Annotated in this window: 12 protein-coding genes; 7 read left to right on the top strand and 5 right to left on the bottom strand. The window is 46.1% G+C overall.

What is annotated here, in order from left to right:
- Positions 1-16: 16 nt before the first annotated feature.
- A complete protein-coding gene (locus L3Q72_RS05645; RefSeq protein WP_275131679.1) occupies positions 17-667 on the top strand; it encodes a DNA alkylation repair protein in 651 nt (216 codons plus the stop codon).
- Here L3Q72_RS05645 and L3Q72_RS05650 read toward each other — a convergent pair.
- Both L3Q72_RS05650 and putA read right to left on the bottom strand, forming a co-directional pair.
- The gene (locus tag L3Q72_RS05650; protein ID WP_275131680.1) at positions 662-1351 is read right to left on the bottom strand and encodes a 1-pyrroline-5-carboxylate dehydrogenase; all 690 of its coding nucleotides are present in this window, start codon (positions 1349-1351) and stop codon (positions 662-664) included. The two genes, L3Q72_RS05645 and L3Q72_RS05650, sit on opposite strands and share 6 nt — an antisense overlap.
- Entirely contained in the window at positions 1348-4461 is a 3114-nt protein-coding gene (gene putA, locus L3Q72_RS05655; protein WP_275131681.1) for a bifunctional proline dehydrogenase/L-glutamate gamma-semialdehyde dehydrogenase PutA, read from the bottom strand. The genes L3Q72_RS05650 and putA overlap by 4 nt, the downstream gene beginning before the upstream one ends.
- A 322-nt stretch (positions 4462-4783) precedes the next feature.
- Between putA and L3Q72_RS05660 the strand changes: the two genes are divergently transcribed.
- On the top strand, positions 4784-5305 hold the full coding sequence (locus tag L3Q72_RS05660; RefSeq protein ID WP_275131682.1) for a hypothetical protein: 522 nt from the start codon (positions 4784-4786) through the stop codon (positions 5303-5305).
- On the opposite strand, the gene xdhC is transcribed toward L3Q72_RS05660, so the two are convergent.
- From xdhC to L3Q72_RS05675, 3 genes are read right to left on the bottom strand one after another with little or no spacing between them, the layout of a single operon-like run.
- A complete protein-coding gene (xdhC, locus tag L3Q72_RS05665) occupies positions 5292-6068 on the bottom strand; it encodes a xanthine dehydrogenase accessory protein XdhC (RefSeq protein ID WP_275131683.1) in 777 nt (258 codons plus the stop codon). The two genes, L3Q72_RS05660 and xdhC, sit on opposite strands and share 14 nt — an antisense overlap.
- The gene (gene xdhB, locus L3Q72_RS05670) at positions 6061-8403 is read right to left on the bottom strand and encodes a xanthine dehydrogenase molybdopterin binding subunit (RefSeq protein WP_275131684.1); all 2343 of its coding nucleotides are present in this window, start codon (positions 8401-8403) and stop codon (positions 6061-6063) included. The genes xdhC and xdhB overlap by 8 nt, the downstream gene beginning before the upstream one ends.
- The gene (locus L3Q72_RS05675; RefSeq protein WP_275131685.1) at positions 8393-9799 is read right to left on the bottom strand and encodes an FAD binding domain-containing protein; all 1407 of its coding nucleotides are present in this window, start codon (positions 9797-9799) and stop codon (positions 8393-8395) included. Before L3Q72_RS05675 ends, xdhB begins: the two co-directional genes overlap by 11 nt.
- A 102-nt stretch (positions 9800-9901) precedes the next feature.
- Here L3Q72_RS05675 and L3Q72_RS05680 point away from each other — a divergent pair, with 102 nt between their 5' ends.
- The 5 genes from L3Q72_RS05680 (at position 9902) to L3Q72_RS05700 (ending at position 16272) form a co-directional block, all read left to right on the top strand.
- Positions 9902-10927, top strand: coding sequence for an adenosine deaminase (locus tag L3Q72_RS05680; RefSeq protein WP_275131686.1), 1026 nt, complete (start codon positions 9902-9904; stop codon positions 10925-10927).
- 284 nt (positions 10928-11211) lie between these two features.
- Positions 11212-13476 (top strand): PAS domain-containing hybrid sensor histidine kinase/response regulator, encoded by a 2265-nt coding sequence (locus L3Q72_RS05685; protein WP_275131687.1) that lies wholly within the window; start codon positions 11212-11214, stop codon positions 13474-13476.
- A 45-nt stretch (positions 13477-13521) separates the two neighbouring features.
- A complete protein-coding gene (locus tag L3Q72_RS05690) occupies positions 13522-14439 on the top strand; it encodes a diguanylate cyclase (RefSeq protein ID WP_275131688.1) in 918 nt (305 codons plus the stop codon).
- A gap of 153 nt (positions 14440-14592) precedes the next feature.
- Entirely contained in the window at positions 14593-15303 is a 711-nt protein-coding gene (locus tag L3Q72_RS05695; protein WP_275132074.1) for a sigma 54-interacting transcriptional regulator, read from the top strand.
- Between the two features lie 81 nt (positions 15304-15384).
- Complete coding sequence (locus L3Q72_RS05700) at positions 15385-16272, top strand: methylated-DNA--[protein]-cysteine S-methyltransferase (protein ID WP_275131689.1); 888 nt, start codon at positions 15385-15387, stop codon at positions 16270-16272.
- Positions 16273-16289 lie beyond the last annotated feature (17 nt).

Genomic DNA, 16289 nt, shown 5'->3' on the forward strand with positions numbered 1-16289 from the left:
ATTTCCGGGCTAAGCCATGAACACGCTTTTCGAAACTTTAGAGAAACACGCCGATCCTGAAAAGGCGAAGCAGATGAGCGCTTATATGAAAAACCAGTTTCCTTTTCTGGGGATTCAGACTCCTAAACGAAGGGAGTTGTGTAAGCCGTTTTGGGCAGAGCGACGTCAGGAAAAAGAAGTAGACTGGACGTTTGTTGAGGGATGCTGGGCCAAAGCAGAGCGGGAGTTTCAGTATGTGGCTCTGGATTATCTGAGCAAAAAGAAACGTTACCTGAAGCCGGAGCATATTCCTCGTCTGAAGCAACTCGCTCTTACCAAATCATGGTGGGACAGTATTGATTGTCTGGACAGGCTTATCGGTGATATTGGTTTAACTTGCACCGAAGTGGATAAGTTAATGCTTGAGTGGAGTACCGATGAGAATTTCTGGCTCAGAAGAATCGCTATTGATCATCAGCTAAACCGCAAAGACAAAACTAATACAGCATTGCTAAGAGAAATCCTGATCAATAACCTGAATCAGGAAGAGTTCTTTATTAACAAAGCGATAGGCTGGAGTTTACGAAGTTACAGCAAAATCGACCCTGACTGGGTACGTCTTTTTATCGCTGAGAATAGAGAAGGTCTTTCAGCCCTTAGTATCCGGGAAGGAAGTAAATACCTATGAGCGGTCAGCACCCAGCTCAAGTAGTTTGGCATTCCCACCGATAGCAGCAATATTTATCGTGCGGACTCTTTCGGTAATAAAGTGAAGTGCCAGCATAGGATCTCTGGAATTTGGCAAACGGGCTAAATCTGTTTCTGAAATCAGGGCTGTAATGGCATGCACACTGTCTGCCAGTGCTCTGTTTAATTTACCTGCTTTGCCGTTGTTACCAATATAAACAAGGCTTCGGATATCCTCACCAATTAGCTGTTCACTTGCTGCATAGTTTCGTTGTTGCAAAAGATTCTCTGGCATAATCGGGTTGCCGGATAGGTTGGAAGTGAAGCTGTTAATCGCTTCTTTATCACTGCATACAATAACGCTATTCCCGGTAATCATCAGTGAAACCAGCATAGAAACTACTGCCTTAAGAGCATTGTTTTCATCCGAGTCAACCAGTAGAAGAGCAACACCACGCCCCTGAGTATAAAGCTCGTTTGTCTCTCCGGTGGGGCCGTTAAGAAATTCGGTTTTGGCGGCTATTTTCCCCGCATGATTAAGCTGATACCTGAATACTGCTTTAAGGTCATCCGGATAGGGACTGAATAGCTGGTTCAACACCTCGCACCTTTTTTCAGACTCTGTCAGGTTCCACTTTTCAAAGGCATTTAATGCTTGGTTGAAGCTGATATGATGTTGACTCATTTCTCTGCCTCCGAGTATTCAACCTGAGTAAAACGATAGAGGTAATGTGGCCCGCCTGCTTTAGGTCCTGTACCTGATAATCCCTGTCCGCCAAAGGGTTGCACGCCAACTACGGCACCAACCTGATCCCGGTTAATATAGCTGTTGCCCACTTTAACCATCTGCTCAATCTGGCGGTAAGTAGTTTCATTGCGGCTGTGTATGCCCAGAGTCAAGCCGAAACCTGTGCTGTTTATATCTTCTATCAGCTTTGATAACTCTGAAGCCTTGTAGCGCAGGATATGCAAAACCGGACCGAAGTGTTCCTCTTTCAGGCATGAGATATCGGAGATTTCAAAGGCACATGGAGCGACAAAATCACCGCTCTGACACTCATCGCTTAATTTCAGTTGCTTGATAAGATGCTGAGTGGATTTCATCTCTTCGATATGGGTTAGCAACTTGTTCTTTGCCGAAATATCTATTACTGGTCCCACATCAGTTTTGTGAAGATAGGGCAGACCGACATTAAGCTCATCCATAGCTCCGGAAATGGCTTCAATGATGTTGTCGGCGATATCTTCCTGCACGCAAAGCACTCTCAGGGCTGAGCATCTTTGCCCGGCTGATGCAAATGCAGAACGAAGCACATCGCGCACAACCTGTTCCGGCAGGGCAGTGCTGTCTACAATCATGGCATTTTGTCCGCCGGTTTCAGCAATAAGTGGAACAGGGGCGCAATCTCTTGCAGCAAGTGTTCGGTTGATATTTTGTGCCGTCTGCGTTGAGCCGGTAAAGGCGACTCCGGCAATTGCAGGGTGGGAGGTCAGTATATTACCCAACTCTGATCCTGTTCCCGGAAGCAACTGGATAACACCATCCGGGAAACCTGCTTTGGAAATTAGCTGCATGGTTTTTGCGGCGATAAGTGATGTTTGCTCAGCGGGTTTGGCGATAACTGTGTTTCCGGCCATTGCGGCTGCGGTAATTTGTCCCAGAAAGATTGCCAAAGGAAAATTCCAGGGACTGATACAGACAAAAACGCCTCGGCCTGTCCGGGATACATTTACAGAAGTACCGTTAAAATCGGTAACAGTTTCTGGGCCAAAAACTTGTGTCTGACAAGCGTAATAACGGCAAAAATCAACGGCTTCTCGCACTTCATCAATAGCATCATGAATGGTTTTACCTGCTTCCTGATGACAGATGGCAACCAGTTCAGCCAGGTTTTCTTCAAGTAAATCCGCAAGCCTGTTCAGGTGCACAGCTCTTTCTGGAGCTGATTTCTTATTCCAGGTTTGAAATGCATCCTCTGCACTCACAATTGCGGTTTCAATTTGCTCATTTTGGGCAAAAACAACAGTGCCGACGGAAATATTCCGGTCATATGGAGCCGTGATATGTTGGACTGTATCTCCTGCATTTTTCATTTCTTCATAGAGGGAAGCGCCATTAATGACAGGCCCTGCAATCCATGATTTTGACAAAAAAGCGTCAATATCAGCTTTAAGCGGAGCATACTCACTTTCAATGTCAATATTGATTCCCAGAGAGTTTTTCCTTTCAGGGAAGATATCCGGAGGAAGCGGAATCGCTTTATTATCGGGTGTCGGATGACTTAGCAACTGATCAACCGGATGGCGGGTCAGTTGTTCCACCGGACATTTTGCATCAACCAGTCTGTGCACAAACGAACTGTTGGCTCCGTTTTCAAGCAGGCGGCGGACCAGGTAGGGAAGTAGATCTTTATGGCTGCCCACCGGAGCGTAGATGCGAATACGTGGCTGATAACCGCTCATCAGATGGTTATACAAGGCTTCACCCATTCCGTGCAGTCGCTGGAACTCGTAATCCCTGCCTTCTCCCATCACCAAAACCGATGTGACGGTCTGCGCATTATGGCTGGCAAACTGCGGGAACAGGTTTTTATTCACCTCTGGATCTAATACAAAACGGGCGCAGGCCAGATAGCTGACATCCGTTCCTTCCTTGCGGGTAAATACCGGGTAGTTAAGATATCCCCCTTGCTGAGCGAGCTTTATCTCACTGTCCCAGTATGCGCCTTTTACTACCCGGACAGGAATTCTGTCTCCCTGCCCGGCAGCGAGTTTATTCAGCCATGCAAAAACTGGCAGTGCGCGTTTGGAATAGGTTTGAACCACAATACCCAGTTCGCCCCAGCCCTGAATTTCCGGGTGATGGTAGAGCTTTTCAAACAGCCTGAGTGAAAGCGCCAGCCTGTCCATCTCTTCTGCATCAAGGGTTAGAGGAACCTCCAGTTGTCTGGCCCGTTTTGCCAGAGCAAGCAGGGTTGCGAAGAGCTCAGTCATAACCCGCTCTTGATTGGCAACGTTATAACGGGGATGCAGTGCGGAAAGCTTTATGGAAATGGAAGAGGAGCGCTGATTTCTCAGTGCCTTATGACTGCCCACTGATTCAATGGCACGCATATAATCGGTAAAGTACTTTTCTGCATCAGCAGCGGTGAGAGCGGCTTCGCCCAGCATATCAAAAGAGTAGTCAAACCCCAGTGCCTGCTTCTCCTGTGCGTTGTTTTTTGCTTCTTCTATTGTCCGGCCCAGAACAAACTGGCGTCCCAATATCGCCATCGCCTGATTCATTGCCTGGCGGATTATCGGTTCAGACAGTTTATTGACCAGGTGCGAGAGTGCTTTTACAGGAGTCGGAGATTTATCTTCCAGATTACAGACGGTTCCGGATAGCAGAAGCCCCCAGGTTGAGGCGTTAACGAAAACAGAATCGGAATGGCTCAGGTGAGATTGCCAGTCTGCAACCGAAAGTTTATCCCTGATTAATGCATCGGCGGTTGCCTTGTCCGGAATACGCATAAGGGCTTCGGCAAGGCACATCAGTAAAATACCTTCCTGAGTATCCAGGCTGTATTCCAGCAAAAGGGCGTCGACCATCTGAACGGATTCTTTGTCAGCACGAATCGTCTGAATCAGGCTGCTGGCTTGATCTTCTATCTGCTGTTTTTCCGCCTCAGATGGGGTAGCAAGCGGAAGCAGTTGACTCTGGAGGCGAGCTTCATCTGTCATATAGAAAGATGAGATTTTTTCCCATAGTTGTTCTATAGGCATATTTATAAGCTGATTTTGTAACAAATCCATAGAATTCAATGCCCTGCGCAGTTGGTTCATTTAAGTATAGATAAAAGTGTGCAATTTGCTTTGAAGTTGTCACTGCACCATTGTGGTGCGAAATAGATCATTGCTGGGCAAAGGGGGGCTAGATAATCTAACTGGTGATGGAGTAAGTTTGCAGATAAATAATCCACTAAATGCAAATTTATTTAGTTATAAGCTCGATAATGAATAAAAATTCAGAAATGAATTACTTTTATTGATTTTGTCGGTTCTGGCACGCCCCTTGTATTGTTACTAATAACAGCAGCACTATCGAGTTAACAGCCAAAATACACAGGGGGAGCGTATGTTAGATTCAAGTGTCGTTACGAAAAGTATTGAAAAACACCTCTCACAATCTGCGGGAAATCCGATCATATTTTGTGGGGATGCGTCCATAGCGTCGAAAGTCAGCGACAGCCATGACGTAACGTATGTAGATTCCAGTATGGAGGCATTGAAAGAGGTACAAAGCCAGTACTCCGGGATCAGAAAAACGGCGAAAGCAGATGTGCTTGATTATATCTACTTTAATGCGTCATCGAGTCTGGTTATCTTTTCAGAGGTCAGTGCCGGCTGGCATCACTCTTTTCAGATGGAAAAGCTGATTACAGCAATTGAGAGAAACCGCTATAAGTTGGTGGTTCTGGAATTTTTGGATGAAGAGGCGACAGCGCTAAGCAGTGGCTCCGGCATTAAGTTGAGCACTTTTAACAAAAAGCAGCTGCTTAGTTCTCTGGGATGCAGACTTCGCCGCTACAGTGTTGAGCTTCAGCCTTCGCTGTCATCAGAAGATACGAGCTTTACTCTTGTGATCAGGAAGAAGTAAAACGGCTTATCAGCTGAGCGGATACAGAGACAGCAATTTGCATTGGCAATTTCCCTTTTATATCGGGGTGACCGATAGGGCAGGTTAATTGCGAAAGAAGCTCCGGGGCTGAAAGGTGTTCATTGAGATACCTTTCAGCCTGTTTTCTTTTAGACTTTGAGCCAATCAGGCCAACATAAGAAAAACAGTTTCTTTCCAGCGCATATTGAACGACTTTAAAGTCGAGTTGGTGTTCATGTGTCATCACCAGAATAGAAGTATGTTCGCTCAGTTCACTGATGATGCTTTCAGGTTGCTCGCTGTGACGGGTAATAATATTTAGCGGCTCCAGTTTATCCAGCCACTCTTTTCTGGAGTCTACGACGGTAACGGAGCAGGGAAGCTGGCTGAGGATCAGACAGAGCGACTGACAAACATGACCGGCTCCGAAAATGACGACCTTTGGCTGGTTTATATTCCGGTATTCAAACAGAACTTTCAGAGATCCACCACATGCCTGACCATGCTTGTTGTCCAGCATGAAACCTTCGCTCCCTATTTTTATTTCTGACGATGTCAGTTCCTTTCGGGCTTTGTTTATCACATCAAACTCAAGCTTACCGCCCCCAAGGGAACCAAACTCTTCGTTTGCTGTGATCACCATCTTTGCTCCGGTTTCTCCCGGAACAGAACCAGACTTAGAGAGGATGGTCGCCAGGCAGTAAGCAGAACCTTGGGTTTCCAGTTTCTGACAGGCGTGGTGCCACTGATTATTCTTATTCATTTTCATCCTTAGCCATCTTCTGGTGCTGATCTACACAGGCCTTCAGTATCTGCTCAGAGGTTGCTGGTGTATTTAGTTCCGGTATGAGCTTATGGTTGCTAATTGAGGCGACAGCATCGTATATGGCGCACCAGACGCTGATTGCCAGCAAAAACGGGGGCTCACCGATTGCTTTTGAATGGTAAATGCTGTGCTCCGGGTTGGCGTTGTTGTACAGGGTAATATTCATTTGATCCGGATAATCGCCTATTGTCGGGATCTTATAGCTTGCCGGTGTGTTGGTAAGCAGCTTTCCGTCTTTGTCCCAGATCAGTTCTTCCGTGGTCAGCCAGCCCATTCCCTGAATAAATGCCCCCTCTATCTGTCCAGTGTCTATAGCCGGGTTCAGGCTGTTTCCCACATCCTGAATAATATCCGTCCGGGTGACTTTCATCTCTCCGGTTAGTGTATCTACTTTCACTTCTGAGCATGCCGCGCCGATGGAAAAGTAGTAGAAGGGGTGACCTTCGCCCTTTTCTCTGTCGTACCAGACTTTTGGTGTTTTATAAAAACCGGTAGCGGACAGGGATACCCGGTTTATATAAGCCAGCTGGATAAATTTTGTCCACTCAAGTTTTTCTGTTTCTGTTACGAGCAGACCATCGGTTATCCGGGGTGGGGTACTTAATTGGAAATGCTCGGTAGCAAACTCCAACAGTCTCTTTTTGATAGTTTGGGCGGCCTTGTAGACTGCCATTCCGTTAAGATCTGCGCTGGATGAGGCTGCTGTCGGGGAGGTATTGGGAACTTTGTCTGTCCGGGTTGAGGTAACCAGTATCAGCTCTGCCGGAATTCCCAGTGCTTCTGCAACAATTTGCTGAATCTTGGTGTTGATTCCCTGGCCCATTTCCGTGCCACCATGGGATACCTGAACACTACCATCGGTATAGATATGGATTAATCCGCCAGCCTGATTTAAAAAAGTGGCAGTGAACGCGATACCGAATTTTATCGGGGTTAGAGCCAATCCTTTTTTAATTACGGGATTGCTTAAATTCCACTGGTTGATCTCTTGCCTGCGTTTGCGGTAGCCACTGCTTTTTTCCAGTGTTTTGAACACTTCAGAGAGCACTTGGTGTTGTTCAACCTGCATACCGTAATGAGTCAGTTCTTTCCCCTCTTGATATCTGTTTTTCAGACGAACATCCAAAGCATCCTGACCCGTTCGGATACTAAGATCCTGCATAGCTTTTTCTATCAGCATTGCAGCCTGAGGTGCGCCAAAACCACGAAAAGCCGTATTGGAAACCGTGTCGGTTCTCAGGTATTTTCCGGTGATGGAGGCGTGGTTGAGAAAGTAGGCATTATCACAAAGCAGTATGGCCCTTTCCATTATGGCCTGAGAAAGGTCTGGTGAATGACCGCAGAGCGCATTCATTTCCAGTCTGCAATGCTGAATTACGCCGTCCTTGTTTGTGCCTAACTGGTAATGACTGACAAAAGGGTGACGTTTTCCTGTGACCTCCATATCTACACTGCGCGGAAGACGAATTTTTACCATCTTCCCGCTAAGGCTTGAACCGAGTGCAGCAAGGCATGCCCATTGTGTCGCGTTGCTTTCTTTTCCTCCGAATCCACCGCCAATTCGCCGGGTATCGACGACAACTTTATTGAACGGAATATCCAGCACCTTAGCGATCATTTTCTGAACTTCAGACGGATTCTGACTGGATGTCTGGATAAAGATGCCCCCATCTTCAGTGGACTCTGCCAGACTGACTTGCCCCTCCAGATAGAAGTGCTCCTGTCCTCCGGTGGAAATAGTGCCCTCAAGGCGGATATCACAGTCACCTATTTCAGAGTCGCTGACTTGCGCACCGATATGGCACGGACTGATAAGTGGGGGCTTATTCTTAGCCGTGGCATAATCTGTAGCAGATGTTTGTTTTTTATATGTGATTTCGGCTAGCTCAGAGGCTCGCCATGCCTGCTTATGACCTTTAGCCAGTACCAACGCTATGGCCTGAGAGTGAAACCGTATGCTTCCATCAGAAAGTAGGGGGTCACCGCAGTCTAAAGTCCCGATATCTTTAAGGCCCGGAATATCACTTTCGCTGTAGACAGCAACCACTCCGGCGTGGAGCTTTACTTTGCTGAAATCAGCAGAGAGGATTTCGCCTTTTGCGATATCAGCACAGATTACCGCTGCATGCAGGCAGCTTTCCGATACCGCATAGTCATCCACATACACGGCTTTACCGGTTACCTGTTTTTCAGCGCTTTCGTGTTTTAGCGGACAACCGATGAATTTATTGTTGCCTGCTTGCCCTATTATCTGAATAACTCTACGCTTCATCGGTTATCCTCGCTGAAATTTTGTGATATTGCAGATAAAAGCGGCGAAAAAGATTCTGCACTACCAGAGTCCGGTATTCTGCGCTCATGCGAAGATCTGAAATGGGATGAATGCAGTCCGGAATTTTAGCGATGACTTTATCCAGAGTAGGCTGATTGAATTCATTTCCTGTAATAATCGCTTCTATCTGGTGAAGCTGAAGTGTTCTTTCCGCAACGCCTCCGGCAGCAATAATACAGTTTGTTATTTTGTTATCCGGGGAGGTGGTGATGTTGATTCCCAGTACAACACTGGAAATATCATCCTCGTTTCGTTTGCTTATTTTATATATGGCGTAGCTCTGGTTGTCTGAAAGGGGAGGAATATAAATGGCACTTACCCACTGATTCGTTTTAAGTAGGGTTTTGCAGTAGCCGGTTATATAGTCTTCTGGCTTAAATAATTGCTTTTGTTCACCATCATCCACTTCAATCTTTCCGTCCAGGCTAATCAGCAGAGGGGCGATATCGCCAATTGGTGATGCGTGTCCAAGACTGCCACCCATTGTAGCCCGGTTGCGGATTGACAGGCTGCCGACTCTGGAAAGCAGTTCGTCTGTTTCCGGATAGTGTTCTTTCATAAAAGAGTGCAGTCTGGCGAGAGTAACGGCTGCGCCGATTCGCCAGCCGTTATCGGTTTGCCCGATTTGGGTCAGGTCATCAACGTCAGATATATCGATAAGTTGCGGCAGTGCTTTATGCTCCTGTGTTACTTCCAGCGCCAGATCTGTGCCTCCGGCGATAAGCCGCGCATTGGGCAATGCTTTTAATGCGTTTGCCAGTTCTGCCCGGTTTGATGGTTTAAGGTAGTTTTCGGTTTGTTGCTTTCTGCATTGTTTCATCCAGGCGATGACACGGGCTTCATCGTTATCGGCAATGTGAGGCAGCTCAGATACCTGCTGGGCCACTTCGATTAGGGGGCCGTATCCGGTACAACGGCACAGGTTTCCGGTAAGAAACTCTTCCGGGTGTTCAGGCTTAGCAGTCTGCTTTGAAAGTGCGTATAAAGACATCACAAAACCGGGAGTGCAGAATCCGCATTGAGTAGCATGTTTATCTACAAGAAGTTTTTGAATGGGATGCAGCTCTCGTCCTTGTTGCAGATGCTCGACGGTAATAATCTGTTTACCGTGCAATGCATTTAACGGGGTAATGCAGGAATTAATATGCTGATAATGGAGAGTGCTATTTTTTCCGGGACTTACAACAACGACAGTACATGCCCCGCAGTCGCCACTGGCACAACCTTCTTTTGTTCCGGTTAATTTTTGATGCTGACGCAGCCAGTCAAGCAGCATCAGGTCGGAAGGAGTCTCCGGCAGCTCAAGAACCTGGTCGTTTAGCATCAGTTCAAGCATAGCGCTTCCCTAAAAATTAACCTGTAATACAATGAGTATAGTTTGATGCTTAGACATGGATAACCTATTCTTTTAAAAAGAAATCAAATAGAGCGAATGACAATGAAAAATAATAAAAATGCCAACCTGACCCCGGAACAGATCGATTTTATTCAGAAGTTACCTAAAGTTGAACTTCACCTGCATATTGAGGGCTCTCTTGAGCCAGAGCTTATGTTTGAGCTTGCTGCGAGAAACAAAATCGACATACCTTTTAATTCGCCGGAAGAGGTGAGAGAGGCTTATCAATTTACTAATCTTCAGTCTTTTCTGGATATTTATTATCAGGGCGCAAATGTACTGATTAATGAACAGGATTTCTTCGATTTAACCTGGGCTTACTTGCTTCGATGCCAGAAGGATCATGTTATTCATACCGAAATCTTCTTCGATCCTCAGACTCATACCGACAGGGGTATCGCCTTTGAAACCGTGGTTAACGGAATCGACCGGGCACTGAAGCAGGCTCAGTCTGAACTTGGTATTTCCAGCCAGCTGATTATGTGCTTTTTGCGTCACTTGAGTGAAGATGCCGCATTTGAGACTTTGGAGCAGGCTCTGCCATATAAAGACAAGATTATTGGTATTGGACTAGATTCATCTGAGCAGGGCCACCCGCCTGAGAAATTTGAGCGCGTATTTAACAAAGCCAGAGAAGCCGGTTTTAAAGTGGTTGCCCATGCGGGAGAAGAGGGGCCTGCGCAGAATATTCTGGATGCGATGGACATGTTAGGCGCCGATAGGGTAGATCACGGTGTACGCTGCGTTGAAGATGAAAACCTAGTGCAGAGACTAGCTTCGGAAAGGATGCCGTTAACCGTCTGTCCGCTATCAAATACTAAGCTGAAAGTATTCGAGCAAATGGAGCAGCACAATATCGTCGATCTTCTGCGCAAAGGGCTGTGTGTGACCATCAACTCGGATGACCCGGCCTATTTCGGCGGTTATATGACGGACAACTTCCTCGCAGTAGCGAATGCATTTGAGTTGTCAGAGCAGGAATTGGCCCAGTTTACTTTAAATGCCATTGAAGCCTCTTTTGTCTCCGAAGAAGAGAAAGAGGCAATGAGCCTGACATTAGCGTTTTAAGACAAAGCTTTAAGAACCGCTTGCGGATCTTTAGCCAGAACGTTGAGCAGAACCAGGGCCGGGCCACGTGGCGTCCGGTCTCCTCGCTCCCAGTGGCGAAGACTTCCTAAGCTTATCCCAAAAGTAGAAGCGGAGTGTGTTTGTTCGAAGCAAACGACATAATTCCATGCTAGATATCGAGTAATAGCCTGAATATAGGCCATTTTTTTCGAATCTAATTTGACCTGAATTTCTTTCTCCTCCTAATATAAAAGACATGATATAAGCTAAAACAGTATTCCTGTATGCATGAACCAGAAAACCTCTTCCTGAGCTTTTTTCAACAAGCCCCTCAGGCCATCCTTATATTAGATAAGGATGGCAGTATCCTTGATGCAAACTTCAAAGCTGTTTCTTTGTTCAAGTGTGTATCCAAAGACGTTCTTATTAATCTTAGCCTTATAGTAGCCATGGAAAAAATAGCGGCTGGATTTGATACGAAGGAATATCAACTTCATAAAGCCCGTAACGATAAGGGACGGCTTATAAGGCAGGACCTTCTTAACGGTCGAATCGTTGAGTTGCAGTTCACTCCTGTGGCTACTGAATCTGCTGAATATATGCTTGTTCAAATTCGGGAGTTCTCCCAACAGAAGCATTTGCAATGGAACCTCCACCTGGCGGAAGTGCTGGAATTTTTACCCGAACCCACGATGGTGGTGGATCTGGATGGCACAGTTGTCGTGTGGAACAAGGCTATTGAAGATGTTTCAGGGGTAAAAAAAGAAGATATCCTTGGTAAAGGAAATTATGAGTATGCTTTACCATTTTACGGTACCAGAAGGCCGATATTGGTTGACTGGACACTGGATCCTGAAGATAAAGTTCCTATCGAAAAATATAGCCTGGTACGACGCGATGGTGAGAAATTGTATGGCGAGATTTATACGCCCAATGCTTTTGGAGGTAAAGGTGCCTATTTATGGGGGGTTGCAGCACCCCTGAGAGATAGTTCAGGTAAAGTAGTGGCTGGCATTGAGTGTATGCGAAATGTTACCGAACGAACGATGGCAGAGCAGGAACTGAATAAAGCCAAAATTGCAGCAGAGGATGCGACTAAAGCTAAATCGGAGTTTTTAGCCCGGATGAGTCATGAAATCCGGACGCCTATGAATGCCATACTGGGTATGAGCGAGCTACTGCTTGAAACTGATCTTGATAGTGAACAGCAAGATTTTTCCGAAACGCTTCATTCTTCTGGTGAAATGTTACTGGATATTATTAATGACATTCTGGACTTTTCAAAAATTGAAGCGGATCAGGTTGAGCTAGAACACACGCCGTTTAATCTGAATGACTTGGTAGAAGAAGCGATCAGGATACTTGCTCCTAAGGCAGAGCGAAAAGGCCTTGAATTTGGCTATCGGATTTCTCCGGATGTATTCAGTCAGCTCCAGGGAGATCCCATCAGATTAAAGCAGATAGTGATAAACCTGCTCAGTAATGCTATTAAATTTACAGACCAAGGCGCTGTTAATCTGGAGATTATTCCGGATCCAGGAGAGCAGGATATGATTCTGGTCTCTGTTAGCGATACTGGTATTGGTATTCCTGAATCCAAACAGCACTCAATTTTTGATAGCTTCTCACAGGCTGATACATCGACAACAAGAGAGTATGGTGGTACAGGTCTCGGCCTCGCGATATGTAAACGGTTGATTGAGCTTATGGGAGGAAGTATTTGGGTTCAGTCGGTGAAGGGAAAAGGCTCAACTTTCTTCTTTACGGTTCACTTTGAGCAGGCTGATGAGCTCCCTGTTTCTGTAGAGGAAAAGGGTGGAAATAATCAACTCCGAAATATGAATAAGCTCAGGTTACTTCTCGTAGAAGATATATCGGCAAACCGTAAAGTTGTTCACCTTTTTCTTAAAAAATCAGGAATTCAGATAATAGAGGCGATCAACGGAAGAGCCGCCGTTGATGCTTATGTTAAGTCTGGTGGTCAGTTTGATGTCATTCTCATGGACCGGGAAATGCCAATAATGGATGGTCTGACTGCATCCCGGGAAATTCGAGTTTTTGAGCAAGAATACAGTTTGAAGAGAACACCGATTATTGCCCTGACGGCACATGCTTTTAATCAACACAAAGAAGAGTGCCTAAACGCTGGTTGTGATGACTTTTTAGCCAAGCCGGTCAAGAAAAGCGATCTGATAAAGGCTTTAGAGAAGGTGGTGTACCCTGCTGGTACGGAGAATGGCATTAATAGCAGCGAATTATATTTGGTTGAAGTGGACGAAGACTTACAAGAGTTAATTCCAGAATTTATAGAAGAGCTTGAACAAGAAATGTACAGCATGGGAATGGCTCTGGAAAAAGAAAACTTTGAAGACTTACGCCGACTGGCCCATGGTTATAAAGGAGCCTGCAGTAACTATGGTATTCAGGAACTGGCTGCCATATATTTTGAGCTGGAAAGTGCATCCCAAGAGCAAGATAAATCGAGGTGTCATAGTGTATGGAGCAAAGCGAGAAACTATATTTCTCGTATGGAGTTCCGGTATGTTTGACGGTAATTACGCCGTGACACAGGTAGTTTTAGTGGAGAAGAATACGTGGCGGTACCTAAGCCAAAGATCATGATAGTTGACGATGTAAAAGCAAATTCCAGACTTTTGGCAAAACGTTTGGGTGATGAATATGACTTTCATATCGTGACTAGCGGAAAAGAGGCCCTTGAGGATGCAGAGAAACTGGCACCTGATTTAATATTGCTGGATATTCTGATGCCGGAAATGGATGGATTCGAGGTATGTTACCGGCTGAAAGAGAATGAAGCGACAAAGTTAATTCCGGTAGTGTTTATCACCAGCCTTGATGATGAGGAAGATGAAACTAAGGGATTAGACCTTGGTGCCGTAGACTACATCAAAAAGCCATTTCGCATACCGATAATAAAGGCCAGAATCAGAAACCATATTCAGTTGAAACAAGCCAGAGACCTGTTGGAGAAGCAGGCATTTATTGACTCGTTAACTGCAATTCCGAACAGAAGGCGTTTCGATGAAATATTAGAAAAAGAGTGGTACCGGGCTGCCAGAGAGCAAGCTTCGTTATCCATGATTTTATTAGATATCGATCATTTTAAACAATACAACGATAGCTATGGTCACCAGCAGGGGGATTATTGTCTAATTCAGATTGGTCGGGCCCTAAAAGAGAGTATGAGGCGCGCGTCCGATTTTGTAGCGCGATATGGTGGAGAAGAGTTCGCAGTTATTCTTCCGTCAGTTACTGAACAAGAGGCTGTTGAGGTTGCAAAGTTTATTAGTCAGCGGGTGGCTAAATTGAAGATTCCTCACTGTGACTCTAACCTCGATTCTCCTTATGTGACGGTAAGTATGGGGGTTACTTCGTTCAAACCATCAGAAAGTGATGATCCTGAAAGCTTTTTCTCAACTGCGGATAAAGCGTTATATCAGGCTAAGAATAGTGGCCGAAACCAGATAAAAAGCAGTATTAAAGCAGAATAGCATGTTTTTGGTTCTGCTTTGAGGCAATAAAAAACACCGGACTGAGCTCAGTCCGGTGTTCTTCGTTATTTAGGTTTCAATGTGCAACCACCATAGCTTTCATCTCTTTTGCATAGTTGAGCTCACTTTGCAGGTTATTACCCACTTCATGAGCTGTTTGGTCATGCCAAAGGCGCCTTTACCGGAGCAGACCGAGCCCGCGCCGGTTTATTTGAAGAGGCCAATGGTGGCACTATCTTTCTGGATGAAATAGGTGAAACCAGCCCGAATATGCAGGTTAAGCTGCTTCGCGTGTTGCAGGAGAGAGAAGTTAAACGTATTGGCGAAAATCTTTCCCGGAAACTGGATGTGCGGGTTATCGTTGCGACCAACCGTAATCTTAGTGATGAGGTGAAAAGGGGCAACTTCCGCCAGGATCTTTTCTATCGCCTGAGAGTTATTGAGCTGAAAGTTCCGGACCTGGAACAGCGCCGTGAAGATATTCTGCCTATAGCTAACCTGTTTCTGCATAAATTCGGTAGCAGCATGAATCGCAGTGTTATTGGTCTTTCAAGGGGAGCGGTCCAGACTCTGATGAACTATACCTGGCCGGGAAATGTCCGCGAGCTGGCCAATGCGATGGAGTACGCTGTCGCCCTTTGTGCCGGTGAATGGATAGAAGAGAACGATCTGCCACCGGAACTAAATATCGTTGAAGAAGAGCAGAACTCTTTTTCTCCGTTAATGCCAATGGAAGCGGTGGAAAGGCAGCATATACTGACAGCGCTCGAATATCACAAGGGTGATAAACGGGCTACAGCGGAAAGCCTTGGTATTGTTCTGTCAACCTTGTACCGGAAGCTGGCGCTGTATCAGCTAAATTAATTATCCGGCAAGAATCGGATGGTATCATCAGGCCAGGTGTGATGAGATAGCAATGAAATCCGATAGACAGTGAGTCCAGTTATGTCAAAGTTACCTGAAAATGAGTTGGAAAATACGCCGGTGCGGGATGAGCGTAGCCGGAAGCTGATTGATGTGGCTCGCTATATTGACAGCCATGCCGAAGATAAAATTACACTCACTCAGTTAGGCCATTTTGCAGGACTTTCGCCTTCCAGATTACAGCGCACTTTTAAAGCCATGTTCGGCGTATCCCCCAGGCAGTATCAGGATGCAGTGCGTATGCAAAAGTTTAAGGATTCATTAAAGGAAGGCGAAGGTGTAACCGATGCAATTTTCTCGTCAGGTTACGGTTCAATAAGCCGGGTATATGGTGAAGCGTCCAGAAATATAGGCATGAACCCCAAAGCTTACAGAGCGGGTGGTCAGGGGGAAGTGATTCATTATGCGTGTCGTGAGACTGCTCTCGGCTACATGATTATGGCCGCGACCGGTAAGGGAGTCTGCTCAGTACAGTTTGGTGACGACAAAGAGGCTCTGCATACTCTTCTCTCCGATGAATTCCCCAATGCACAACTTGTGCTTTCTGCAGCGCAGGATGCGCCGGAGTTGGATAGCTGGATGCTGGCCTTAGATCAGCATATCAGTCAGGGAGCACCCAGACCCGATGTGCCGCTAGATATCAGAGGAACCGCATTCCAAATCAAAGTATGGCAATTTCTGCTAAGCATCAAAGAAGGGGACGTAATGAGTTACGCAGAGGTTGCAGAACAGATTGATAGCCCGAAAGCGGTTCGCGCCGTAGGCACAGCTTGTGGTAAAAACCGGATAGGGATCCTTATTCCGTGTCACCGGGTATTGCGAAGCGACGGAGGCTTAGGAGGTTACCGCTGGGGGCTTGAGCGGAAACGAGCCTTGCTGGACAAGGAGAGAGCAAAGTCACCCGAATAGGGGTGACTTTGTGGGTG

The sequence above is a fragment of the Vibrio sp. JC009 genome, assembly GCF_029016485.1.
In the GTDB taxonomy this organism is placed as follows: Bacteria; Pseudomonadota; Gammaproteobacteria; order Enterobacterales; family Vibrionaceae; genus Vibrio.

What these genes read in the sequence shown, in the direction of transcription:
- L3Q72_RS05645 (WP_275131679.1), top strand. Translation starts at nt 17, where the DNA reads ATGAACACGCTTTTCGAAACTTTAGAGAAACACGCCGATCCTGAAAAG.
- L3Q72_RS05650 (WP_275131680.1), bottom strand. Translation starts at nt 1,351, where the DNA reads ATGAGTCAACATCATATCAGCTTCAACCAAGCATTAAATGCCTTTGAA.
- putA (WP_275131681.1), bottom strand. Translation starts at nt 4,461, where the DNA reads ATGGATTTGTTACAAAATCAGCTTATAAATATGCCTATAGAACAACTA.
- L3Q72_RS05660 (WP_275131682.1), top strand. Translation starts at nt 4,784, where the DNA reads ATGTTAGATTCAAGTGTCGTTACGAAAAGTATTGAAAAACACCTCTCA.
- xdhC (WP_275131683.1), bottom strand. Translation starts at nt 6,068, where the DNA reads ATGAATAAGAATAATCAGTGGCACCACGCCTGTCAGAAACTGGAAACC.
- xdhB (WP_275131684.1), bottom strand. Translation starts at nt 8,403, where the DNA reads ATGAAGCGTAGAGTTATTCAGATAATAGGGCAAGCAGGCAACAATAAA.
- L3Q72_RS05675 (WP_275131685.1), bottom strand. Translation starts at nt 9,799, where the DNA reads ATGCTTGAACTGATGCTAAACGACCAGGTTCTTGAGCTGCCGGAGACT.
- L3Q72_RS05680 (WP_275131686.1), top strand. Translation starts at nt 9,902, where the DNA reads ATGAAAAATAATAAAAATGCCAACCTGACCCCGGAACAGATCGATTTT.
- L3Q72_RS05685 (WP_275131687.1), top strand. Translation starts at nt 11,212, where the DNA reads ATGCATGAACCAGAAAACCTCTTCCTGAGCTTTTTTCAACAAGCCCCT.
- L3Q72_RS05700 (WP_275131689.1), top strand. Translation starts at nt 15,385, where the DNA reads ATGTCAAAGTTACCTGAAAATGAGTTGGAAAATACGCCGGTGCGGGAT.